Below are 22,031 nucleotides of genomic sequence, written 5' to 3'. Positions count from 1 at the left end.
AAAGAAATGCCGTCTGAAAAAATCTATTACGGCGTATTGATTTTCTTATGTATCGCTTCTATGCTGCTGTCGCCGTTTTTTTATGGCGGCGTTTTGAAGCCGAGAAGGGCCGTACCGCATAAGACAGGTCAGTGGAAACTCATCTTATTGTCTAATGCCGTGGCGGCGGCGGGTTTGTTTTGGATGTGGTGGAAATGGTTTTGATAGATATTGCTCAAAATCGGGTTAATGGAATCTTAACAAATAAAGAATTTGGTAAAAAATTTTATGAAATCCATGGGTTAAAGTTTACTAGAAAACAAAACAGCTATTAACCAAATAGATCGTTTGTTGGTAAATACGGAAGATTTACGGCGTTATTGGGTATCTGTAATATGTAATGCTAGTTTTATGAGCGGTGGGTATAAAATTGTGAATTGGTTAAAGTGTGAGGACACCATGAAAAATTGCGAATTTTTTTATGATCCGACAAGAGCAATCTATGATAGTGGCGCAGATTACTTAACCAGAGAAAAACATAGATTAGTCGTAATCGCAAATAGTGCTTGGGGGCTATTGCTTAATTTATCTTGTTATTATAATTTGATATTAGAAAAGCGAAAAATACCATTTGGTAAACAGGAAATTGATGACGATATGGACAAAGTATCCGCTCTTAAGCGGAAGTTTAAAGACATTTCTGAAATCAAAGTAGGAGATGATTGGGAATACCCATTCAATTATGAGCAAGGAATGAAAGAATTAGATGAAGTTCTATTGAAATACATTCCTTTTTTTAAAGAAGAACAATAAAGGAGGTTAATATGCGAGTATCTAAAATGATTGGAAGTATGTTGCTTGTTGCAGCGGTTCAGACCGTATTTTCGGCAAATGTTTACGAGTGCCGCCATAATGGTAAAACCAGTTACAGCCAAACTCCGGGAAAACATTGTACCAACGCGGGTTTGGGGCGTGATCAGGTATACAGTTCGGTTAGGCCGGTAGTAAAAGACAGGGCGGAAAACACAGGGGTTGATGACAATTTGGATATGAGGAAGGACGAACACGTCCAAAATCCGAAAGAGAATACGCATAAGGATGCTTCGAATACCGGTGCAAAGACGCATTGATTGAAACCGAATCAGCTATGACGGCGTTGAACAATAGAATTTGAACGATTAGGGAACTCTGATGAAACACATCCACATTATTGGTATCGGCGGCACGTTTATGGGCGGAGTGGCCGCCATTGCCAAAGAAGCCGGGTTCAAAGTCAGCGGTTGCGACGCGAAGATGTATCCGCCGATGAGCACCCAGCTCGAAGCCTTGGGCATAGACGTGCACGAAGGCTTCGATGCCGCGCAGTTGGACGAATTTAAAGCTGATGTTTACGTTATCGGCAATGTCGCCAAGCGCGGGATGGATGTGGTTGAAGCGATTTTGAACCGCGGCCTGCCTTATATTTCCGGCCCGCAATGGCTGTCGGAAAACGTGTTGCATCATCATTGGGTACTCGGCGTGGCGGGGACGCACGGCAAAACGACTACCGCGTCCATGCTTGCATGGGTCTTGGAATATGCCGGACTCGCACCGGGCTTCCTCATCGGCGGCGTACCGGAAAACTTCAGCGTTTCCGCCCGACTGCCGCAAACGCCGCGTCAAGACCCGAACAGCAAATCACCGTTTTTCGTCATCGAAGCCGACGAATACGACACTGCCTTTTTCGATAAACGCTCCAAATTCGTGCATTACCGCCCGCGTACCGCCGTGTTGAACAATCTGGAATTCGATCACGCCGACATCTTTGCCGACTTAGGCGCGATACAGACTCAGTTCCACCACCTCGTACGCACAGTGCCGTCTGAAGGCTTAATCGTCTGCAACGGACAGCAGCAAAGCCTGCAAGATACTTTGGACAAAGGCTGTTGGACGCCGGTGGAAAAATTCGGCACCGAACACGGCTGGCAGGTCGGCGAAGTCAATGCCGACGGTTCGTTCGACGTGTTGCTTGACGGCAAAAAAGCCGGACACGTCGCATGGGATTTGATGGGTGGACACAACCGCATGAACGCGCTCGCCGTTATTGCCGCCGCACGTCATGCCGGCGTTGATATTCAGACCGCCTGCGAAGCCTTGAGCGCGTTTAAAAACGTCAAACGCCGCATGGAAATCAAAGGCACGGTAAACGGCATCACCGTTTACGACGATTTTGCCCATCATCCGACCGCCATCGAAACCACCATAGAAGGCCTGCGTCAGCGCGTCGGAAACACACGCATCCTCGCCGTCCTGGAGCCGCGTTCTAACACCATGAAACTCGGTACGATGAAAGCCGCCTTACCCGAAAGCCTCAAAGGTGCCGACCAAGTGTTCTGCTACGCCGGCGGCGTGGACTGGGATGTCGCCGAAGCCCTCGCGCCTTTGGGCGGCAAGCTGCATGTCGGCAAAGACTTCGATGCCTTCGTCGCCGAAATTGTGAAACATACCGAAGCAGGCGACCATATTTTGGTGATGAGCAACGGCGGTTTCGGCGGAATACACGGAAAGCTGCTGGAAGCTTTAAGATAGTCAGGAAGCAAAAATGCCGTCTGAAACCGTTCAGACGGCATTTTTGCGTATGCAAGGCAGGGATAAAAACCGTTTGCCCCGTATTTTCAAACGCGCTACACTTGCAGGTACTAATAGTATGATGAACCCGCAGCCGTCGTCATTACGCCGACGGTAAAGCCGGCAGTGCCATTGCGACACTGTCAAACATGAGAGAACACACCATGACTGTTTCACCGGTTGCTTTACGCCGCCAAACTGAGCGCAAGCCGCATCCTACTGCCCGTTATTGGAAAAAATGTGATATAGAGGCACTTTTCGAACTTCCTTTTCTGGATTTGGTCTATCGCGCGGCAGAGGTTCACAGAACGAATTTTAATCCGCAAGAAATCCAGCTTTCCACTTTGTTGTCGATCAAAACCGGCGGTTGTCCCGAAGATTGCGCCTACTGTCCGCAATCGGCGCACCACAATACCAATCTGGGCAAAGAGCAGATGATGGATGTGGATGAAATCGTCGAAAAAGCCAAAATCGCCAAATCGCGCGGCGCAAGCCGGTTTTGTATGGGCGCGGCGTGGCGCGGTCCCAAACCTAAAGACGTGGAGACGGTTTCCGCAATCATCAAAGCCGTCAAGGGATTGGGCATGGAAACCTGCGGTACCTTCGGTATGCTCGAAGACGGCATGGCGGAAGACTTTAAAGAGGCAGGCTTGGATTATTACAATCACAACCTTGATACCGATCCGGAACGCTATAACGACATCATCCATACCCGTAAACATGAAGACCGTATGGATACCTTGGGCAAAGTCCGCAACGCCGGTTTGAAAATCTGCTGCGGCGGCATCGTCGGCATGAACGAAACCCGTGCCGAGCGTGCAGGACTGATTGCCAGTCTAGCCAACCTCGATCCGCAACCCGAAAGTGTACCGATTAACCAGCTGGTCAAAGTGGAAGGCACGCCGCTGGCTGATGCGGAAGATTTAGATTGGACTGAATTTGTCCGTACGATTGCCGTAGCGCGGATTACCATGCCGCAAAGTTATGTCCGCCTCTCGGCAGGGCGCAGCAATATGCCTGAAGCAATGCAGGCGATGTGCTTCATGGCAGGTGCGAACTCGATTTTTTACGGCGACAAGCTGTTGACCACAGGCAATCCTGATGAGGACGGCGATAGAATCCTGATGGAAAAGCTTAACCTGTATCCCTTACAGTTTGAGCTGGAAGGCGAGGTCGCCGAAGTGGAAAAAGCCTCACGGATTAAAGTCGATTATTGATGATTGCAAAAATGCCGTCTGAAACATTGAAAGGTTTCAGACGGCATTTTCTTTCGGACATTATTTTGAGTATCTTTTCTACCGGCGGGTGATGCTGCCGTCGGGCGAGACATCCAGTCCGTTCCCGTTGGGAAAATCACTGCGATTCAGATAAATAATCCGCTCAATAACGGTTTTTTCAGGGTCGATTTTGGGAGTTTTGTCGCCGGCTTGGGTAATCGGGATGATGGTTCCGGAAATAAATTTGCCCTGTTTGTCCGTGATAATCTTGAAAATGGGCGCAATGCTGTCTATTCCTTCATTGTCGGTTGCAGTGTAGGCGGCAAGGCTGCCGCTGCCGTACGAGATAAAGCGGTTTTTGTAAAGTTCGACGGCGCGTGTTACGTACGGCACCTGTCCGAATACGACATCCGCGCCGGAATCGACAGCCAGCCTTGCAAACTCGACAACATTTCCCCTGTTTTCCCCATGAGATATTTCGGTAGAGAAAGGTAGGTGTTCTGCCTGCCTGCCTTCTGTCCGGACATGAAACATGACGATGACGATATCAGTTTTTTCTTTAGTTTGCGCAATTAGTCTTTTGGCTTTTGCGTAATCATTCAATTTGACGGCGGCCGTGCTTGTGGCAAATGATACGAAGCCGTATTTCACACCGTTTTTCTTCAGTATGGCGGTCTCAAATTTATTTTCGATACCGGAAAATTTGATGTTCAGTTCTTCCAGGTTGCTGGCGGTTGCTGTTATGCCTTGTTCGCCAAAGTCGTTGATGTGGTCATTGGCAAGGTTGAGATAATCGAAACCGGCATCGGCAAGATATTGCCCGTATGAAGAGGGTATACGGAAAAGGGTGCAGATTTTTGGGTCGGCACATTTTTTCGGCGTACCACCTTCGTCAAACAAAGTGCCTTCAAGGTTGCCGACGGTGATGTCCGCATCTTGCAGTATGGTTTCAATATTTTTCAGGATATTGGTATCGGGTAAGTAGGCGGCAGGATAATTACTGCCGAGCATGATGTCGCCGACGCCGATGATAGAAACACTCCCGGCGGTTTTTTCCGTACCTGCATTTTCAGATGGTTTTCCGCTCTCTGAAGCTGTCATTTTTCCGGTAACTTGGGAAGTGGGCGTGTTTTCCGTTATTTTGTCCTGAGCCTCTTGTTTTACCGTATAAGGAGATTGCTTGAGGTATTCCAATGCAGTAAAACCGCCGCCGATAACGAGAGCCAAAATCGCGGCAAATACCGCCATCGCCCAGATAAATTTGTCCATAATCAGACCTTTGCTGTTCAGACGGCATTTGCCGCGCGTTTCGGAAGGGCTTATCTTTCGATTTGCGATACGTCGCGCACCGCGCCTTTGTCCGCCGAAGTCGCCATCGCGCCGTAGGCACGCAGGGCTGCGGAGACGTAGCGATCGCGGTTTTCCGGCTTCCACGCTTTGCTGCCGCGCGCTTCCATTTCGGTACGGCGGGCGGCAAGCTCTTCATCGGAAATGACAAGGCGGATGCTGCGGTTTGGAATGTCGATTTCGATGGTGTCGCCTTCGTGTACCAAACCGATGGCGCCGCCTTCTGCCGCTTCAGGCGAAGCGTGGCCGATGGACAGGCCGGACGTACCGCCGGAGAAGCGGCCGTCGGTCAGCAGGGCGCAGGCTTTGCCCAAACCCTTGGATTTCAGGTAAGAAGTCGGGTACAGCATTTCTTGCATGCCCGGGCCGCCTTTAGGGCCTTCGTAGCGGATGATGACGATGTCGCCGGCGACGATTTGGTTGCCCAAAATGCCTTCTACTGCGTCTTCTTGGCTTTCAAACACGCGGGCGCGGCCGGTGAATTTGAGGATGCTCTCGTCCACGCCTGCGGTTTTCACTACGCAGCCGCGCTCGGCAATATTGCCGAACAATACTGCCAAGCCGCCGTCTTGCGAGTAGGCATGTTCGACATCACGGATACAGCCTTTTTCGCGGTCGAGGTCGAGGGTTTTCCACATGCGGTTTTGCGAGAACGCTTGTGTGGTGCGTACGCCACCCGGTGCGGCTTTGAAACGTTCGATGGCGTGGGTGTTTTCGGGATTAGTCACGTCCCATTTTTCGATCGCGTCTTTCAGGGTCGGCGCGTGGATGGTGTACACGTCGGTGTGCAGTTTGCCCGCTTTGTCCAGCTCTTTCAGGATGGCGAAGATGCCGCCTGCGCGGTGTACGTCTTCCATATAGTAGTCGTGATTGTTTGGCGCGGTTTTGCAGATGCAGGGCACAACGCGGCTTAAGCGGTCGATGTCGGCCATTTTGAAATCGACGCCTGCTTCGTTGGCGACGGCGAGCAAGTGCAGGATGGTGTTGGTGGAGCCGCCCATGGCGATGTCCATGGTCATGGCGTTTTCAAACGCTTTTTTGGTGGCGATACTGCGCGGGAGTACGGTTTCGTCGTCTTGCTCGTAATAGCGTTTGGTGATTTCGACAATCATGCGGCCGGCTTCGAGGAACAATTCTTTGCGACCTGCATGGGTGGCGAGGTAGGAGCCGTTGCCGGGCAGGGACAAACCAAGCGCTTCGGTCAGACAGTTCATGGAGTTGGCGGTGAACATGCCGGAGCAGGAGCCGCAGGTCGGGCAGGCGTTTTGTTCGACTTCTTCGACTTGCTGGTTGCTGACATTGTCGTCCGCCGATTCAATCATGGCGTCAATCAAGTCCAAACGGCGTTCGGGCTGGATGTTGGCCACGCCGATGACCTTGCCCGCTTCCATCGGACCGCCGGAAACGAAGATGGTCGGGATGTTCAGGCGCATGGCGGCAATCAGCATTCCGGGGGTGATTTTGTCGCAGTTGGAAATGCACACCAACGCGTCGGCGCAGTGGGCGTTGACCATGTATTCGATGGAGTCGGCAATCAGATCGCGGCTGGGCAGGGAGTACAACATGCCGCTGTGCCCCATGGCGATGCCGTCGTCGATGGCGATGGTGTTGAATTCTTTGGCGATTGCGCCCGCTTTTTCAATTTCGCGGGCAACCAGTTGGCCCATGTTGTGCAGGTGGACATGGCCTGGCACGAATTGGGTGAACGAGTTGGCAACGGCGATAATAGGTTTGCCGAAGTCGGTTTCCATCACGCCGGTGGCGCGCCACAATGCGCGCGCGCCCGCCATATTGCGGCCGTGGGTGGAGGTTTTGGAGCGGTATTCTGGCATGGTGTATTTCCTTGTTTTTATGCCGTCAGAGAAATGGATGATGCTAAGACGGCATTATGTACTGTGTTTTGGGATTGGGAAAAGGAAGCATTTTATACCAAGTATCGCTAATATGTGGGAATTGCAAATAGATTCGGTATCGCTCAAGCAGGATGTGTGACGGATTTGTCAAAATGCCGTCTGAAAGGTGAAAAGGCTTCAGACGGCATAATGTTCAAATTTCAGGAAAGGAATAAAACGGCAGCTACGGTAAGTGCGGCAATCAATAATGTAGCGGCAAGCGCGGCTTTGCCGGCAAAGTGTATGGCTGTTTTGCCTTCGATATATTTGAAGCCTGTAATCATCGGCACAACCAGATTTTTCTTTTTGAACACTCGGTACGCGGCGACGGCGGCGATATGAATGGCGGAAAAAACGGCGAGCAAGTTGAAAAAGTTGAGGTGGATTTTCCTCATAAGGCTGCCTGTATGTTCAGAAACCAAATGGTTGAGGTAGCCGTTGGTGCTGAAGGTGTTTTCATCGGCGGCAAAAAGTCCGGTGCCGACTTGAAATGAGACGGCGGCCAAAAGCGCAACGACCATCAGTGCGCCCAAGGGGTTGTGTCCGGGTTGGACGTGTTCGGGAATACCGTTTTTCATATACTCCCTGATACCCGCCCATCCGCGGACAAAACGGGAAAAACGTGCGGTATCGCTGCCCCAAATGCCCCAGCATATACGGAATATGAGCAGGAAAAGGATAAGCAGCCCGATGCGCGTGTGCCATTGAAGCAGGCTGCCTCCGGCTTTTGCGCTATACCACATAAAGGGCACGGATGAGGCAAGCAGCCAGTGGAAAAGGCGGGTGGGGAAGTCCCAGACTTTGGTTTTGTTTTTCATAATCGGTTTCCGGCGGTAAAATCAGTTTCTTCAAGCCTTATTTTAACCGATTGGAGGGATAATGTTTTCCGTTTTCCGCATTTCAGGCGAAAGCCGCCGCCGTATGCTTCAGACGGCATCTCAGTTTCCCCGGGCTTTCAAAGTGCGGTCTGAGGATGCCCATAAAGGCATTTTCGGCACGCTGGCGGTTGTCGGCGGGGCTACGGGTATGAGCGGCGCGCCCATATTGGCGGCATCCGCGGCGATGTATCTCGGCTGCGGTAAGGTGTGGGCAGGTTTCAATCAGGATACGCTGCCTTTTGCCGTCATTGCCGGTTTCCCCGAGATTATGCTGGATACGGCAGATAGTTTGGCCAAACGTCAGGATATAAACGCCTGGGTTGTCGGTTGTGGATTGGGTACAGGTAGGGCGGCGGTCGGAACGCTTGCCGGAATTTTAACGGAACATGCGGACAGCCAGATGCTTTTGGATGCGGATGCATTGAATATATTATCAGTCAATGATGAAATCCGAAGCATGGCGCGGGGGTGTAAAAACCTGATTTTAACGCCGCATCCCGCCGAAGCCGCGCGCCTGCTTGGAACGACGGTTGTACAGGTTCAGGCAGATCGGACGGCGGCAGTAAGGAAAATAGGGGAAATTTTTGGTGCAACCGTGGTTTTAAAGGGACACAAAACACTGGTTGCCGCACCTGATACGGAAATCTATATCAACCATAGCGGTAATGCCGGACTGGCTACGGCGGGAAGCGGAGATGTGTTGGGCGGTATAGTCGGAAGTTTGCTTGCGCAAGGCTTGAAACTGTTTGAAGCAGCGTGTGCCGGCGTTTGGCTGCACGGTGCGGCGGCAGATGTCATGATGGAATCGGCGGGCATCAAGACCGGATTGCTGGCAGGGGAAATCGCCCCGACAGCAAGGTGGCTGAGAAACGATATAACGGCCAGTCTGCATAAGAATGCCGTCTGAAAGGTAAAAGCACTGCCATTTTCTAAATGGCATTCAATAAATCATGGTACAATGTACAGTTATCTTTTCTAGATTTTGAAAAATATTAACCATGAAACAAATTCGCAACATTGCCATCATCGCCCACGTCGACCACGGCAAAACCACATTAGTTGACCAACTGCTGCGCCAATCCGGCACATTCCGCGCCAACCAGCAGGTTGACGAGCGCGTGATGGACAGCAACGACATTGAAAAAGAACGCGGTATTACCATCCTCGCCAAAAACACCGCCATCGATTACGAAGGCTACCACATCAACATCGTCGACACTCCGGGACACGCCGACTTCGGCGGCGAAGTGGAGCGCGTTTTGGGTATGGTGGACTGCGTCGTATTGTTGGTGGATGCGCAAGAAGGTCCGATGCCGCAAACCCGTTTTGTAACTAAAAAAGCCTTGGCTTTGGGACTGAAACCGATTGTCGTCATCAATAAAATCGACAAACCGTCCGCCCGTCCGAGCTGGGTTATCGACCAAACTTTCGAACTCTTCGACAACTTGGGAGCAACCGACGAGCAGTTGGACTTCCCGATTGTCTACGCTTCCGGCCTGTCCGGTTTCGCCAAACTGGAAGAAACCGACGAGAGCAACGACATGCGTCCGTTGTTCGACACCATCTTAAAACACACGCCCGCACCGAGCGGCAGTGCGGACGAAACGCTGCAACTGCAAATTTCCCAACTCGACTACGACAACTACACTGGCCGCCTCGGCATCGGCCGTATCTTGAACGGACGTATCAAGCCCGGTCAGGTCGTTGCCGTCATGAACCACGAGCAGCAAATCGCCCAAGGTCGCATCAACCAACTGTTGGGTTTCAAAGGTTTGGAACGCATACCGCTTGAAGAAGCCGAAGCCGGCGACATCGTGATTATTTCCGGTATCGAAGACATCGGTATCGGCGTAACCATCACCGACAAAGAAAACCCCAAAGGTCTGCCGATGTTGAGCGTGGACGAACCGACGCTGACCATGGACTTTATGGTGAACACCAGCCCACTCGCAGGTACCGAAGGCAAATTCGTGACCAGCCGCCAAATCCGCGACCGTCTGCAAAAAGAATTGCTGACCAACGTTGCCCTGCGCGTGGAAGATACCGCCGATGCCGACGTGTTCCGCGTATCCGGACGCGGCGAACTGCACCTGACTATTTTGCTGGAAAACATGCGCCGCGAAGGCTATGAACTGGCAGTCGGCAAGCCGCGCGTTGTGTACCGCGACATCGACGGTCAAAAATGCGAACCTTATGAAAACCTGACCGTGGACGTGCCCGACGACAACCAAGGCGCGGTAATGGAAGAGCTCGGTCGCCGCCGTGGCGAACTGACCAATATGGAAAGCGACGGTAACGGCCGTACCCGCCTCGAATACCATATTCCTGCACGCGGCTTAATCGGTTTCCAAGGCGAATTCATGACTCTGACGCGCGGTGTCGGTCTGATGAGCCACGTGTTCGACGACTATGCGCCCGTAAAACCCGATATGCCCGGCCGCCACAACGGCGTACTGGTGTCCCAAGAGCAGGGTGAGGCGGTTGCTTACGCCTTGTGGAATCTTGAAGACCGCGGCCGTATGTTCGTATCACCCAACGATAAAATCTACGAAGGCATGATTATCGGTATCCACAGCCGAGAAAACGATTTGGTCGTCAATCCGCTCAAAGGTAAAAAACTTACCAACGTCCGTGCCAGCGGCACCGACGAAGCGGTGCGCCTGACTACGCCGATTAAACTGACGCTGGAAGGTGCGGTCGAGTTTATCGACGATGACGAGCTGGTAGAAATCACGCCGCAATCCATCCGTCTGCGTAAGCGTTACTTGAGCGAATTGGAACGTCGCCGTCATTTCAAAAAGCTGGATTGATGTTTAAATGATGAGTTAATGCCGTCTGAAAGTGTTTCAGACGGCATTTGTTTTTAGAACATCTATACTGGATTATGAAAAAAGAAGTGATATGTTTGTGCTGAAATTGTATGTGTTACATAGTGTTTGCGTACAGAGAAGCAGTTTGGCTATATGGAAGAGGTAGGCGAAAATGGGAGGTGTTTAGTTCGAATGCAGCAGCCTTGACGGTGAAATCCTGACTTATGATAGCCGACAGGTATATTTCATACGTTAGTTGTCTGATATCAAATAAAATACCAAAAAACAAAAAAGATTTAAATCTGTTGAAAAGTGTTTTTAAGGCTGGATAGAAAAAAGCCCCATAAATATTTATAGGGCTTTTTTCTTATTTAAAAAGTTTATAAAACTTTTTAAAGTATAACTGGCAGAGAGGAAGGGATTCGAACCCTCGATACGCTATTCACGTATACACGCTTTCCAGGCGTGCGACTTAAACCACTCATCCACCTCTCTAATGGCGGAATTTACCCTTAACAGGATAAATTATTATTGGTGCCCAGGAGAAGACTCGAACTTCCACACCCGTGAGGATACTAGCACCTGAAGCTAGCGCGTCTACCAATTCCGCCACCTGGGCAATATAAATATCTAAATAAAGCAAAGCATGATTGGTGCCCAGGAGAAGACTCGAACTTCCACACCCGTGAGGATACTAGCACCTGAAGCTAGCGCGTCTACCAATTCCGCCACCTGGGCTTTGCTTTATTTACTGTTTTGCGGTACAGTGTCCTTCCGCAAAGAAGTCGCTATTATATAGGTCATAAAAAGAATGTCAACGGTCAAAATGAACAAAAATATTAAATATTTAAATTTACGGGAAAAAGACCCGTTTTTGAGTCGGGAGAAACAGCGTTATGAATATCCCTTGCCAAGTAGGGAATGGATTGTCGAGCTGCTTGAACGTAAAGGCGTACCGTCCAAGATTGAAGCTTTGGCACGCGAATTGTCGATTAAGGAAGAAGAGTACGAATTTTTCGAACGTCGTCTGAAAGCGATGGCGCGGGACGGTCAGGTTTTAATCAACCGTCGCGGTGCGGTCTGCGCGGCGGACAAATTAGATTTGGTCAAATGCCGTGTCGAGGCATACAAAGACGGTTTCGGCTTCGCCGTACCGCTCACGCCCACCAAAGACGGCGATTTTGTTTTATACGAACGCCAAATGCGCGGCATCATGCACGGCGACATTGTTACCGTCCGCCCTGCCGGCATCGACCGCAGAGGCCGCCGCGAAGGTACGGTTTTGGATATTGTCGAACGTGCGCAAAGCAAAGTGGTCGGTCGTTTCTATATGGATCGCGGCGTGGCGATTTTGGAAGCGGAAGACAAACGCCTGAACCAAAGCATTGTCTTGGAACCCGACAGTGTCGCGCATTTTAAACCCGAATCCGGTCAGGTCATTGTCGGCGAAATCGAGACTTATCCCGAACAAAACCGCCCTGCCGTGGCGAAAATCATTGAAGTATTGGGCGATTATGCCGACAGCGGCATGGAAATCGAAATCGCCGTGCGTAAACACCATTTGCCGCACCAATTCAGCGAAGCGTGTGCCAAAGCCGCGAAAAAAATCCCCGACCATGTTCGTAAAAGCGATTTGAAAGGCCGCGTCGATTTGCGCGATTTGCCTTTAGTAACGATTGACGGCGAAACGGCGCGCGATTTTGACGATGCCGTGTTTGCTGAAAAAATCGGACGCAATTACCGTTTGGTCGTGGCAATTGCCGATGTCAGCCATTATGTCCGCCCCGATGACGCTATCGACACGGACGCTCAGGAACGCAGCACCAGTGTTTACTTCCCGCGCCGCGTGATTCCCATGTTGCCGGAAAATCTGTCCAACGGCATCTGCTCGCTCAATCCTAATGTCGAGCGTTTGTGTATGGTGTGCGATATGGTCATCACTTACGCGGGCAATATTAAAGAATACCGCTTCTACCCTGCGGTTATGCGTTCCCATGCCCGTCTGACTTACAATCAAGTCTGGGATTGGATTTCAGACGGCCTCGACCATCCGCACAAAGCTCAAATCGACACCCTCTACAAACTCTTCAAAATCCTTCAGAAAAAACGCTTCGAACGCGGTGCGGTGGAGTTTGACAGCATCGAAACCCAAATGCTTTTCGACGATAACGGTAAAATCGAAAAAATCGTTCCCGTTGTCCGTAATGAAGCCCACAAGCTGATTGAAGAATGTATGTTGGCGGCGAACGTCTGCGCGGCAGAGTTTTTGATGAAAAACAAACATGTCGCACTATTCCGCAATCATTTGGGCCCGACACCCGAAAAACTGGCTACCCTGCGCGAGCAGCTCGGCTTATTGGGTTTGCAACTGGGCGGTGGAGACAACCCGACGCCGAAAGACTATGCCGCGCTTGCCGAACAATTCAAAGGCAGACCCGATGCCGAATTGCTGCAAGTCATGATGCTGCGCTCCATGCAGCAGGCAGTTTACGAACCGCATTGCGACGGACACTTCGGCCTTGCCTACGAAGCATACGCCCACTTCACCTCCCCCATCCGCCGCTATCCCGACCTGACCGTCCACCGCGCCATCAAAGCCGTGTTGAACCAGCAGACCTACACGCCAAACAAAAGCTGGCAGGCTTTGGGCGTGCATACCTCGTTCTGTGAGCGCCGTGCCGACGACGCCAGCCGCGACGTGGAAAACTGGCTGAAAACCTATTATATGCGCGATAAAGTCGGCGAAATATTCGAAGGCAAAATCTCCGGCATGACCAACTTCGGCCTCTTCGTTACCTTGGACGGCATCCACATTGACGGCTTGGTACACATCAGTGATTTGGGCGAAGACTATTTCAACTTCCGCCCCGAAATCATGGCGATAGAAGGCGAACGCAGCGGTATCCGTTTCAACATGGGGGATAGGGTTACCGTTAAAGTTGCCCGTGCTGATTTGAATACCAGTAAAATCGATTTTATTTTGATTGCAGGAGGAGTTACGGGCAGGCGGAGGAAGATTAAATCATCCCAATATACCAAGCTGGCAAAGGCGGTTGGGCAAAGCAAGCCGAAAACTGTTGCAAAGAAACAAGCAGCCCGAGACTGCAAGGCAAAGGAAAGAGGTAAGTCTGTTGCCGCGCTGCCGAAGAAAAAGGCAAAAAAATCGGTTTCGATTAAAATAAAAAAACGAAAGGCAAATAATACGGGTCGGAGCGGGTAGTAGAAGCGTTTAAGAAAAATCCCAAGCCATGCCTGCCATGACACAGTTGCCTATCTTTCTATGGCCTATCCGTTTTATCGGATAGGTTATTATTCTCGGTAAATTTAAAAATGCCGTCTGAAACCTTAAAATTGGGTTTCAGACGGCATTTTAATAAAGAGTGCTTGAATCAGCGATGGTAGTTCGGCGCTTCTTTGGTGATTTGCACGTCGTGAACGTGAGATTCGCTCATACCGGCAGAAGTGATTTCCACAAATTCTGCTTTCTCGTGCATTTCAGCAATATTAGCGCAACCCAAATACCCCATGCTGGAGCGCAGGCCGCCGGTCAGCTGATGGATGATATTCACGATCGGGCCTTTGTAAGGTACGCGGCCTTCGATGCCTTCAGGAACATATTTGTCTGTGCTGTCGGTTTTGTCTTGGAAGTAGCGGTCGGCTGAACCTTGGCTCATCGCACCCAACGAACCCATGCCACGGTAAGACTTGTAAGAGCGGCCTTGATAGAGTTCAATTTCGCCCGGTGCTTCTTCCGTACCGGCAAACATACCGCCGAGCATGACGCTGTATGCGCCGGCAGCAAGTGCTTTGGCAATATCGCCGGAGAAGCGGATACCACCGTCGGCAATCAGGGGAACGCCCGTGCCTTTCAGGGCTTCGGCAACATTGTGAATCGCAGTCAGTTGAGGCACGCCCACGCCGGCTACGATACGGGTCGTACAAATCGAACCCGGACCGATACCGACTTTAACGGCATCCGCACCTGCGGCGACCAAATCCAAAGCGGCTTGGGCAGTCGCGATGTTGCCGCCGATGACTTGGATGTGCGGATAGGTTTCTTTGACCCAGCGCACGCGATCGATAACGCCTTGGCTATGACCGTGGGCAGTATCGACCACAATCACATCTACGCCTGCTTCTACCAATGCTTTGACGCGCTCTTCGGTATCGCCGCCGGTACCCACAGCGGCACCGACGCGCAAGCGGCCTTCGGCATCTTTATTGGCATTAGGGAATTCGGTTGTTTTCAGAATGTCTTTAACGGTAATCAGACCTTTGAGTTCGTCTTGGCCGTTCAACACCAAAACGCGCTCGACTTTGTGCGCATGCATGACTTCTCGGGCTTCGTCGATACAGGTACCTTCGGGAACGGTAACCAAACGCTCGCGCGGTGTCATGATGGCAGAAACAGGCAGATCGAGACGGTTTTCAAAACGCAGGTCACGGTTGGTTACGATACCGACCACTTTGCCGTTTTCAACGACAGGCAGGCCGGACATTTTACGTTTGCGCTGCGCGCGCATTTCCAAAACTTCGCGGATCAATGCGGTCGGTGCAACGGTAACGGGATCTTTCACCACGCCGCTCTCATGGCGCTTCACTTTGGAAACGGCACGCGCTTGCAACTCCGGCGTCATGTTCTTATGGATAATGCCGATGCCGCCTTCTTGCGCCATAGAGATGGCCAAACGCGCTTCGGTAACGGTATCCATTGCCGCAGAAAGCAGGGGGAGGTTGAGCGTGATGTCGCGGGTGAGTTTGGTTTGAAGCTTGACATCTCGGGGCAGCACGGTTGAATGTGCAGGAACCAACAGGACGTCGTCGAAAGTATAGGCTTTTTCTACGATACGCATGATGCTCGGTCTTTCAGTTTGTGCAAGATGCACGGCATTATAACATGGTACTTGCGTCTTGGCAGCTGATATTGTTTACAATATTTATCCGTTTCAGAATAGTTGGAAAACAGAAGGGCTAATGTCGTCTGAAAAAGGAAGAGGAATCATGTTAATTGTTCCAACAAAGCCTGTTTCAACGCAGATTGGATTTTCGGATTTTTCAGATCGGGGCTGAAAACGGTAAAACTGTCTTCGACGCGTTCATCCAGCGTGGAGATTTTGGCATAGCGCAGGCTGACGTTGTGGGCGAAAAAGACTTCCGCCATATCGGCGAGCAGGAAGGGGCGGTTGACTGCGGTAATTTCGACGGAGTACCAGTCGGGATAGTCTTCTTCGGGGGTGATGGTGATGCTTGGCGCGATTGGCATGTAGCGGCTGCGGCGGCTGATGCGACGGCTGTGGCTTTGGGTTTCGGCAACGGTGTGTCCGTGGATAAAGCTGTTGAGTTCTGCTTCGAGCGCGCTTTGGATGTCAGGGTAGTCTTCGGGGGCGTGTTGTGAGGGGATTTGCACGATGAAGGTGTCGAGGATGTAGTCGTGTTCGGTAATGAAGGCGCGGGCAGCGAGAATGTCGAAGCCGTGGCGGCTGAAGATGCGGCAGAGGCGGGCGAACAGGCGCGGGCCGTTGGGCATGAAGACCATGACTTGAAAGCTGTCGCTTTTGAACAGGATGCGGCTGCGGACGATGGGGGTTTCAAAGTCGTGTACGAGGTTTGCAGCGTGCCACAGGATTTCGCGGGACTGATGGCGGGCAAAGTAGGCGGAACCGAGCGCGTTCCATAGTTTTTTCTGCTGTTTTTCGGGGACGGCGGCGCGGGTGAGCAAGTCGGCGGCTTCTTGTTGGCGGCGGCCGAAGAGGGCGTGCGGGTTGCCACCGTTGCCTGCGAGGTAGCGGCCGGCGGCATGGAACAGGCTTTCCAACAGGCTGGCGCGCCATGCGTTCCACAGTTTGGGATTGGTGCCGCGTATGTCGGAAATGGTCAGAAGGTAGAGTGCGCTGAGGCGTTCGTGGGTTTGCACGCGTTTGCAGAAGGCATCGAGTACGTCGGGGTCTTGGATGTCTTCTTTTTGGGCGACGGTGGACATAAGAAGATGGTTTTCGACCAGCCAGGCGAGCAGGTCGCTTTCTTCTTCGGTCAGGAAGTGGTCGGCGGCAAATTGGCGCGCGTCCGTGATGCCTTGTATGGCATGGTCACCGCCGCGTCCTTTGGCGATGTCATGGAAGAAGGCGGCAAGATAAAGGATGTCTTGTTTTTCAAAGGACTGCATCAGCGCGGAGGCGTAGGGCAGCTCGTGGCTGTGCATGTCTAGGGCAAGGCGGCGGACGTTGCGGACGACGGCGAGGATATGGTCGTCCACAGGATAGATGTGGAACAAGTCGTGTTGAAGCAGGCCGACGATTTTTTCCCACGCGGGCAGATAGCGACCCAACACGCCGTAGAGGTTGAGAAAGCGCAGGGTTTGGGTCAGCCCGTTGCCGCGGCGGAAAAAGCCGGCGAAACGGCGGCGGTTTTCGGGATTTTGGTAGAAGCTGCGGTTGATTTTGCGCGTCGCGCCCCACCATGCGCGCAGGGTTCGCGGTTCGAGCGCGGTAATATCGTTGCGCTGCTGCATGATTTCGACGATTTTGAAAATGTGTTCGGGTCGTCTGAAAAAAATATCGGTGTGCCGAGCGGCGATTTGGTTGTTGACTTGGATGTAGTCGTCGTCAATCCGCAGGGTAACGCGCAACGGGGTGGAGGAAACGCGGCTTTGCAGCATGGGCGTGAGGATCCCGCTCAGTTGTTTAACGGTTTTAATCGCGCGGTAAAACACGCGCATCAGTTCTTCACTTTGACGGCGGAGGTTCAAGCCTTGATAACCCATGCTTTCGGCGACTTGCGGCTGCAAATCGAACAGCAGGCGGTCTTCGGCGCGCTTCGCGTTTAAATGCAGATGGATGCGGATGTGGGCGAGGCGGCGGTAGCCGTGCGAAAGCATGCCGGCTTCAGTGCGCGTCAGAATGCCTTGTTTGACCAGCGCAGGCAGGTTGGCCGCTAAGCCTTGCGCTTTCGCTATCCAAAGCAGGGTGTGGATGTCGCGCAGACCGCCGGGACAGCTTTTGATGTTTGGTTCCAATACCGCCCCTGAGCCTTGCGATTTGGCATGGCGGTGTTCCATCTCTACCAATTTTGCTTCGATAAACGCCGCTACATTGCGTTGCGTGTTCATTTTTTCCGTCAACTCGTCTGCTGTCTGGCGGTTGCCAAACAAAAACCTAGCCTCTAAAAACGCCGTGTCCCCCGTAATATCATTGTGCACGCTTTCACATAGTTCATCAACGCTGCCGCTTTTGACCGAGGGCATCAGTTTGCAGTCCCACAGGGTTTGAACAAATCGGGCGATTTGTTCTTGGATGCCGTCTGAAAGCGGATTGGGTGAAACCACTGCCAAATCCACGTCCGAACAGGGATACAGCTCCTTCCTACCGAAACCGCCTACCGCCATCAGGCATAATGCACTGTTTTGAAAATGTTCTACCCACAATGCCGCCAATAAGGTTTCGACTGCCGCCGTATATTCTCTGAAAAATACCGACACGCGGTTGGTTTTCAAATAATGTTCTTGTGCGGCATCACGCTGCTGCCGGAAGGTTTCCAATACTGAAGGCAAATTTGCAGACATTTTATTCTTTCGAGTAGGCAGGGAGGTGGACAGATAGTTTGACGGTCAAATATCGGTTTCAGACGGCATTTGGCGGGTATCGGGGAGACGGGTCATCAGATTCAACAGTTCCTGCGGCGGCAGCAGCAACTGATACGCCGCCACGCCCAAAGCCATCGCCATCTTTTCAATATTCGACAATGCAATGTTCCAGCGTTTGCGTTCCACAGCCGATACATAAGTTCTGTCCAAACCGCATTGGCGTGCCAGCTCTTCCTGAGACCAGCCCTTGTTCACGCGGAAAAGCCGCATGTTGTACGCCAATACTGCCCGTAAGTCTTGGCTATTTGGTAATTCTGAAGGCGGCATCAATTTATTGCTCATGATGTTATTTCCGGATAAATGATTAGGATTAAGAATTTGCTGTTACGGATTTTACTTCACGTTAAAACTAAAAAAAAGGGGTGGCGACAGCCACACCCAAACACACACACATCAAGAGGAAAGAGGTAAAATCGAGATAGATTGAAAAAACAGTAAACTACCAAACAACCCAATCTAGATTTCATATCAGTATTATTAAACAAAAATTGTTATCACGTATTGATTCAAATCAATTTCGATTTTATTCGCAATCCGGTAAAGAAAAACGGCATATCCGTTTATACGGATATGCCGTCTGATGGTGCAGAGAACTGCTATATTTGGCAGTAATTTGTGTTTTAGTCCTCTTGCGCCGCTGTTTGCAGGTAGTTGGGCAGGCCGATCTTGCCGATAAGCTCTTGTTGGGTTTCTAGCCAGTCTATATGTTCTTCGTTGGTATCTTTTTGTTTTTCCAACAAATCACGGCTGACATAATCCTGTTGCTCTTCAGCCACGGAAATTGCCGCAATCAATGCCTCATGTTTTTCTTTCTCTTTTTCCAAATCGCAGGCAATGATTTCTTCGGTAGATTCACCAATCAGCAGCTTGCCCAGCTCTTGCAAATTGGGCAATCCCTCAAGGAAGAGGATGCGTTCGATCAAATCGTCTGCAGCTTTCATTTCTACGATTGATTGTTTGAAGAAATGTTCTCCTAATTCTTCAAAACCCCAATTTTTCAGAATTCGGGCATGAAGAAAGTATTGGTTGATGGTTACCAGTAGCAGGCCGAGATTTTTATTCAGCTCGCGGATAACCAGGCGGTCACCTTTCATATCAGACTCCTTTTATTCCGAATACGGATTACAGTTGGCTTTGGTAGTAGTTGCCTTCGCCAATCAACTCGATCAGGCGAAGCTGCTGTTCCAGCCAGTGGGCGTGGTCTTCTTCGGTATCTTTCAGTTGGGCAACCATCAGGTCGCGGGTAACATAGTCTTGAGCCTCTTCGCACAGTTTGATGCCTTTTTTCAACGCATCGCGTACTTCATATTCGGTTTGCAGGTCGGCTTTGAGGCAGGAAACCACGTCCGTACCGATATTTAGTTCGGCACGTACCATTTTCGGCGTACCGCCCAGCATCAGGATGCGTCGAATAAAGTCTTCGGCGTGTGTGGTTTCTTCTTCCATCTCGTGATTGAGACGTTCAAAAAGTTTGGTGTAGCCCCATTCGGAGTAGAGGCGGGAGTGGATGAAGTATTGATCGCGTGCCGCCAGCTCGCCGGACAACAATTCGTTCATATAATCTAAAACTGCTTGATTGCCTTGCATAATATCTCTCTTTCCGTAACTTGGTTTTCGGTATGTCTGAACAGCATCTGTATCGCTATTCGGGATGCGTGCATTGTATGCAAAAGTTTTTGATATGACAAATTTTCTATTTAAAATACAAACAATTATCAAAAGAGATAGGGTGGTTTTGCTGATGCTTTCCAAATCAATGCTCTGTTTCTTATCGGTTTTTTTTGCTTCTAAAACTAAGAATCCATCTCATCAATAAAGAACATTTACACTTATTAACCATAGCAAAAAACAAATAGAACACGGTTTTTTATCAAAATTTATAATGAATCGTTCTCATTAACTGACAGATTCTTTTGAGATTATCGGATTCGGAGAATAAATCATGCCGTCTGAAGGGATTTCAGACGGCATGGACAATTCAAGTTGATGTTGTTTACATCAAACAACGCGGCAGACAGCAGCGTAGGAAATTATTTTTTACTTCGGAACGGTGTTTTGGGGTTAATGATGCCCGCAACCGCCATGGCTTTCCCGCAGAGCTTCCGCCGCCTGTTCGTCGGCATGGTAACTGGAACGTACCATCGCACCGATAGCGGCATTGGTAAAGCCCAGTTCGTATGCTTCTTTTTCAAATATTTTGAATTGTTCGGGTGTAACGTAGCGCAAGACAGGCAAGTGGCCGTCTGAAGGTTGCAGATATTGGCCGATGGTAATCATCTCGATATTGTTGGCACGCATATCGCGCATGATTTCGCGCACGTCTTCGTCTGTTTCGCCCAAGCCGACCATGATGCCGGATTTGGTCGGTATGTGCGGCATCATTTCTTTGTAGCGGCGCAGAAGCTCGAGGGAGTGCTGATAGTTGGCACCCGGACGGGCTTTTTTGTACAGGCTCGGATGGGTTTCCAAGTTGTGGTTCATCACGTCAGGCGGCGTTTCTGCCAAGATTTCCAGCGCGATGTCCAGACGGCCGCGGAAATCGGGAACGAGGATTTCGATTTTGGTATTCGGGCTGGTTTCGCGGATGGCTTTGATGCAGTCGGCGAAGTGTTGGGCACCGCCGTCACGCAGGTCGTCGCGGTCAACCGAGGTGATGACGACGTAACGCAGGTTCATGGCTTTGACGGATTCTGCGAGGTTTTTCGGTTCGTCGGGGTCGAGCATATTCGGACGGCCGTGTCCCACGTCGCAGAACGGGCAGCGGCGGGTACAAATATCGCCCATGATCATGAATGTGGCCGTACCCTTGGTAAAGCATTCGCTGATATTGGGGCAAGATGCTTCTTCGCATACGGTATGCATTTTTTGTTCGCGAAGAATATTTTTGATTTCAAAGAATTTCTTGCCCGGTAATTTGGCGCGGATCCATTCGGGCTTTTTCAATTTTTGTTCCAATGGAACAACTTTAATCGGAATACGTGCGGTTTTATCCGCGCCTTTGAGTTTGATGCCGCGTTTGGGATCGTCGGTTTTGATTTCACTCATTGTTATCTGCTTTCGGTGTGAGTTGTGTTTTAAGATGTGTGGTCAGTTTGGCGGCAACTTCGTCCAGCGTGGGGCAGGGGTGGACGAGGTCGGCAATTTGCGTCATTTCCATACCGGCATAACCGCAGGGGTTGATATGGGTAAACGGCGAGAGATCCATATTGACGTTGAGCGCAAGGCCGTGATAGACGGAACCTCCTTTGATACGCAGCCCCAGCGAGGCGATTTTGCGTTCTCCTACATAAACGCCGGGGCGTTTCGGATCAGCCGCCGCTTCAATGCCGTATTCCGCCAATGTGGCGATGATGCTGTTTTCAAGCGCGGAAACGATGTTTCTAACACTGGTTTTACGCCGTTTGAAATCAATCATGGTGTATACGACCAATTGCCCGGGCCCGTGATAGGTAATCTGTCCGCCCCGGTCAATCTGGATAACGGGGATGTCGTCCCTAATCAGCAGATGTTCGGGTTTGCCGGCTAGCCCCTGTGTGAACACGGGGGGATGTTCTACCACCCACAATTCATCTTCGGTAGAGGCGGTACGGTTAGCGTTGAAAGTTTTCATTGCCTCAAAAGTCGGCAGATATTCAACCAAACCTTTATGTATGATTTTCATC

The 22,031-nt window shown here is 50.9% G+C and carries 19 protein-coding genes and 3 tRNA genes; 9 read left to right on the top strand and 13 right to left on the bottom strand.

Annotated features, from left to right (window positions below; all coding sequences use genetic code 11):
- Positions 1 to 6: 6 nt before the first annotated feature.
- The 6 genes from DQM57_RS03930 to bioB all read left to right on the top strand — a co-directional run bounded on the left by DQM57_RS03930 (position 7) and on the right by bioB (position 3,803).
- Complete coding sequence (locus DQM57_RS03930) at positions 7 to 204, top strand: hypothetical protein (protein ID WP_108043686.1); 198 nt, start codon at positions 7 to 9, stop codon at positions 202 to 204.
- Between the two features lie 234 nt (positions 205 to 438).
- On the top strand, positions 439 to 792 hold the full coding sequence (locus tag DQM57_RS03925) for a hypothetical protein (protein ID WP_111727643.1): 354 nt from the start codon (positions 439 to 441) through the stop codon (positions 790 to 792).
- Positions 793 to 803: 11 nt separating this feature from the next.
- Positions 804 to 1,109: a hypothetical protein gene (locus tag DQM57_RS03920; protein WP_108043687.1), complete on the top strand. Its 306-nt coding sequence runs from the start codon at positions 804 to 806 to the stop codon at positions 1,107 to 1,109.
- Positions 1,110 to 1,170: 61 nt separating this feature from the next.
- A complete protein-coding gene (gene mpl, locus DQM57_RS03915; RefSeq protein WP_111726973.1) occupies positions 1,171 to 2,547 on the top strand; it encodes a UDP-N-acetylmuramate:L-alanyl-gamma-D-glutamyl-meso-diaminopimelate ligase in 1,377 nt (458 codons plus the stop codon).
- Positions 2,548 to 2,560: 13 nt separating this feature from the next.
- On the top strand, positions 2,561 to 2,704 hold the full coding sequence (locus DQM57_RS09630) for a hypothetical protein (RefSeq protein WP_167395529.1): 144 nt from the start codon (positions 2,561 to 2,563) through the stop codon (positions 2,702 to 2,704).
- A gap of 46 nt (positions 2,705 to 2,750) precedes the next feature.
- A complete protein-coding gene (gene bioB, locus DQM57_RS03910) occupies positions 2,751 to 3,803 on the top strand; it encodes a biotin synthase BioB (RefSeq protein WP_111727641.1) in 1,053 nt (350 codons plus the stop codon).
- Between the two features lie 78 nt (positions 3,804 to 3,881).
- Here bioB and DQM57_RS03905 read toward each other — a convergent pair whose 3' ends face one another.
- From DQM57_RS03905 to DQM57_RS03895, 3 genes are all read right to left on the bottom strand, one after another.
- Positions 3,882 to 5,072, bottom strand: coding sequence for a CapA family protein (locus DQM57_RS03905; RefSeq protein WP_111726971.1), 1,191 nt, complete (start codon positions 5,070 to 5,072; stop codon positions 3,882 to 3,884).
- A gap of 50 nt (positions 5,073 to 5,122) precedes the next feature.
- Complete coding sequence (gene ilvD, locus DQM57_RS03900; protein WP_111726969.1) at positions 5,123 to 6,982, bottom strand: dihydroxy-acid dehydratase; 1,860 nt, start codon at positions 6,980 to 6,982, stop codon at positions 5,123 to 5,125.
- 221 nt (positions 6,983 to 7,203) lie between these two features.
- Positions 7,204 to 7,860, bottom strand: coding sequence for a cytochrome b/b6 domain-containing protein (locus DQM57_RS03895; protein WP_111726967.1), 657 nt, complete (start codon positions 7,858 to 7,860; stop codon positions 7,204 to 7,206).
- A gap of 61 nt (positions 7,861 to 7,921) precedes the next feature.
- Between DQM57_RS03895 and DQM57_RS03890 the strand changes: the two genes are divergently transcribed.
- Positions 7,922 to 8,827, top strand: coding sequence for an NAD(P)H-hydrate dehydratase (locus tag DQM57_RS03890; RefSeq protein ID WP_111726965.1), 906 nt, complete (start codon positions 7,922 to 7,924; stop codon positions 8,825 to 8,827).
- Positions 8,828 to 8,918: 91 nt separating this feature from the next.
- Positions 8,919 to 10,730, top strand: a complete 1,812-nt coding sequence (typA, locus tag DQM57_RS03885) for a translational GTPase TypA (protein ID WP_107960455.1) — start codon at positions 8,919 to 8,921, stop codon at positions 10,728 to 10,730.
- Between the two features lie 404 nt (positions 10,731 to 11,134).
- Here typA and DQM57_RS03880 read toward each other — a convergent pair.
- From DQM57_RS03880 to DQM57_RS03870, 3 genes are all read right to left on the bottom strand, one after another.
- A tRNA-Ser gene (locus DQM57_RS03880) sits at positions 11,135 to 11,225 on the bottom strand.
- 37 nt (positions 11,226 to 11,262) lie between these two features.
- Positions 11,263 to 11,349 (bottom strand) — tRNA-Leu (locus tag DQM57_RS03875).
- A 32-nt stretch (positions 11,350 to 11,381) separates the two neighbouring features.
- Positions 11,382 to 11,468: transfer RNA gene (locus tag DQM57_RS03870), tRNA-Leu, on the bottom strand.
- 88 nt (positions 11,469 to 11,556) lie between these two features.
- Between DQM57_RS03870 and rnr the strand changes: the two genes are divergently transcribed.
- On the top strand, positions 11,557 to 13,950 hold the full coding sequence (gene rnr, locus DQM57_RS03865; RefSeq protein WP_111727639.1) for a ribonuclease R: 2,394 nt from the start codon (positions 11,557 to 11,559) through the stop codon (positions 13,948 to 13,950).
- Between the two features lie 169 nt (positions 13,951 to 14,119).
- Here the strand turns inward: rnr and guaB are convergent, their stop codons facing one another.
- The 7 genes from guaB to lipB all read right to left on the bottom strand — a co-directional run bounded on the left by guaB (position 14,120) and on the right by lipB (position 22,030).
- Positions 14,120 to 15,583, bottom strand: a complete 1,464-nt coding sequence (guaB, locus tag DQM57_RS03860; RefSeq protein WP_111726963.1) for an IMP dehydrogenase — start codon at positions 15,581 to 15,583, stop codon at positions 14,120 to 14,122.
- A gap of 146 nt (positions 15,584 to 15,729) precedes the next feature.
- Positions 15,730 to 18,288, bottom strand: coding sequence for a [protein-PII] uridylyltransferase (gene glnD, locus DQM57_RS03855; protein ID WP_111726961.1), 2,559 nt, complete (start codon positions 18,286 to 18,288; stop codon positions 15,730 to 15,732).
- A gap of 45 nt (positions 18,289 to 18,333) precedes the next feature.
- Positions 18,334 to 18,651, bottom strand: coding sequence for a helix-turn-helix domain-containing protein (locus tag DQM57_RS03850; protein WP_111726959.1), 318 nt, complete (start codon positions 18,649 to 18,651; stop codon positions 18,334 to 18,336).
- Positions 18,652 to 18,989: 338 nt separating this feature from the next.
- Positions 18,990 to 19,463, bottom strand: coding sequence for a bacterioferritin (gene bfr / locus DQM57_RS03845; RefSeq protein ID WP_003675402.1), 474 nt, complete (start codon positions 19,461 to 19,463; stop codon positions 18,990 to 18,992).
- A 28-nt stretch (positions 19,464 to 19,491) separates the two neighbouring features.
- On the bottom strand, positions 19,492 to 19,956 hold the full coding sequence (gene bfr, locus DQM57_RS03840) for a bacterioferritin (RefSeq protein WP_020380525.1): 465 nt from the start codon (positions 19,954 to 19,956) through the stop codon (positions 19,492 to 19,494).
- Positions 19,957 to 20,430: 474 nt separating this feature from the next.
- Positions 20,431 to 21,414, bottom strand: a complete 984-nt coding sequence (lipA, locus tag DQM57_RS03835) for a lipoyl synthase (protein ID WP_003675408.1) — start codon at positions 21,412 to 21,414, stop codon at positions 20,431 to 20,433.
- A complete protein-coding gene (lipB, locus tag DQM57_RS03830; RefSeq protein ID WP_107960506.1) occupies positions 21,407 to 22,030 on the bottom strand; it encodes a lipoyl(octanoyl) transferase LipB in 624 nt (207 codons plus the stop codon). Before lipB ends, lipA begins: the two co-directional genes overlap by 8 nt.
- Position 22,031 lies beyond the last annotated feature (1 nt).

This window comes from Neisseria cinerea (assembly GCF_900475315.1).
Lineage (GTDB): Bacteria > Pseudomonadota > Gammaproteobacteria > Burkholderiales > Neisseriaceae > Neisseria > Neisseria cinerea.
Note: the sequence above shows the minus strand (reverse complement) of the source record. Positions and strands in the feature narration are given on the sequence as shown.

Bases quoted from the DNA above. Each gene is read 5' to 3' on its own strand.
- DQM57_RS03930 (WP_108043686.1), top strand. From the start codon at position 7: ATGCCGTCTGAAAAAATCTATTACGGCGTATTGATTTTCTTATGTATC.
- DQM57_RS03925 (WP_111727643.1), top strand. From the start codon at position 439: ATGAAAAATTGCGAATTTTTTTATGATCCGACAAGAGCAATCTATGAT.
- DQM57_RS03920 (WP_108043687.1), top strand. From the start codon at position 804: ATGCGAGTATCTAAAATGATTGGAAGTATGTTGCTTGTTGCAGCGGTT.
- mpl (WP_111726973.1), top strand. From the start codon at position 1,171: ATGAAACACATCCACATTATTGGTATCGGCGGCACGTTTATGGGCGGA.
- DQM57_RS09630 (WP_167395529.1), top strand. From the start codon at position 2,561: ATGCCGTCTGAAACCGTTCAGACGGCATTTTTGCGTATGCAAGGCAGG.
- bioB (WP_111727641.1), top strand. From the start codon at position 2,751: ATGACTGTTTCACCGGTTGCTTTACGCCGCCAAACTGAGCGCAAGCCG.
- DQM57_RS03905 (WP_111726971.1), bottom strand. From the start codon at position 5,072: ATGGACAAATTTATCTGGGCGATGGCGGTATTTGCCGCGATTTTGGCT.
- ilvD (WP_111726969.1), bottom strand. From the start codon at position 6,982: ATGCCAGAATACCGCTCCAAAACCTCCACCCACGGCCGCAATATGGCG.
- DQM57_RS03895 (WP_111726967.1), bottom strand. From the start codon at position 7,860: ATGAAAAACAAAACCAAAGTCTGGGACTTCCCCACCCGCCTTTTCCAC.
- DQM57_RS03890 (WP_111726965.1), top strand. From the start codon at position 7,922: ATGTTTTCCGTTTTCCGCATTTCAGGCGAAAGCCGCCGCCGTATGCTT.
- typA (WP_107960455.1), top strand. From the start codon at position 8,919: ATGAAACAAATTCGCAACATTGCCATCATCGCCCACGTCGACCACGGC.
- rnr (WP_111727639.1), top strand. From the start codon at position 11,557: ATGAACAAAAATATTAAATATTTAAATTTACGGGAAAAAGACCCGTTT.
- guaB (WP_111726963.1), bottom strand. From the start codon at position 15,583: ATGCGTATCGTAGAAAAAGCCTATACTTTCGACGACGTCCTGTTGGTT.
- glnD (WP_111726961.1), bottom strand. From the start codon at position 18,288: ATGTCTGCAAATTTGCCTTCAGTATTGGAAACCTTCCGGCAGCAGCGT.
- DQM57_RS03850 (WP_111726959.1), bottom strand. From the start codon at position 18,651: ATGAGCAATAAATTGATGCCGCCTTCAGAATTACCAAATAGCCAAGAC.
- bfr (WP_003675402.1), bottom strand. From the start codon at position 19,463: ATGAAAGGTGACCGCCTGGTTATCCGCGAGCTGAATAAAAATCTCGGC.
- bfr (WP_020380525.1), bottom strand. From the start codon at position 19,956: ATGCAAGGCAATCAAGCAGTTTTAGATTATATGAACGAATTGTTGTCC.
- lipA (WP_003675408.1), bottom strand. From the start codon at position 21,414: ATGAGTGAAATCAAAACCGACGATCCCAAACGCGGCATCAAACTCAAA.
- lipB (WP_107960506.1), bottom strand. From the start codon at position 22,030: ATGAAAATCATACATAAAGGTTTGGTTGAATATCTGCCGACTTTTGAG.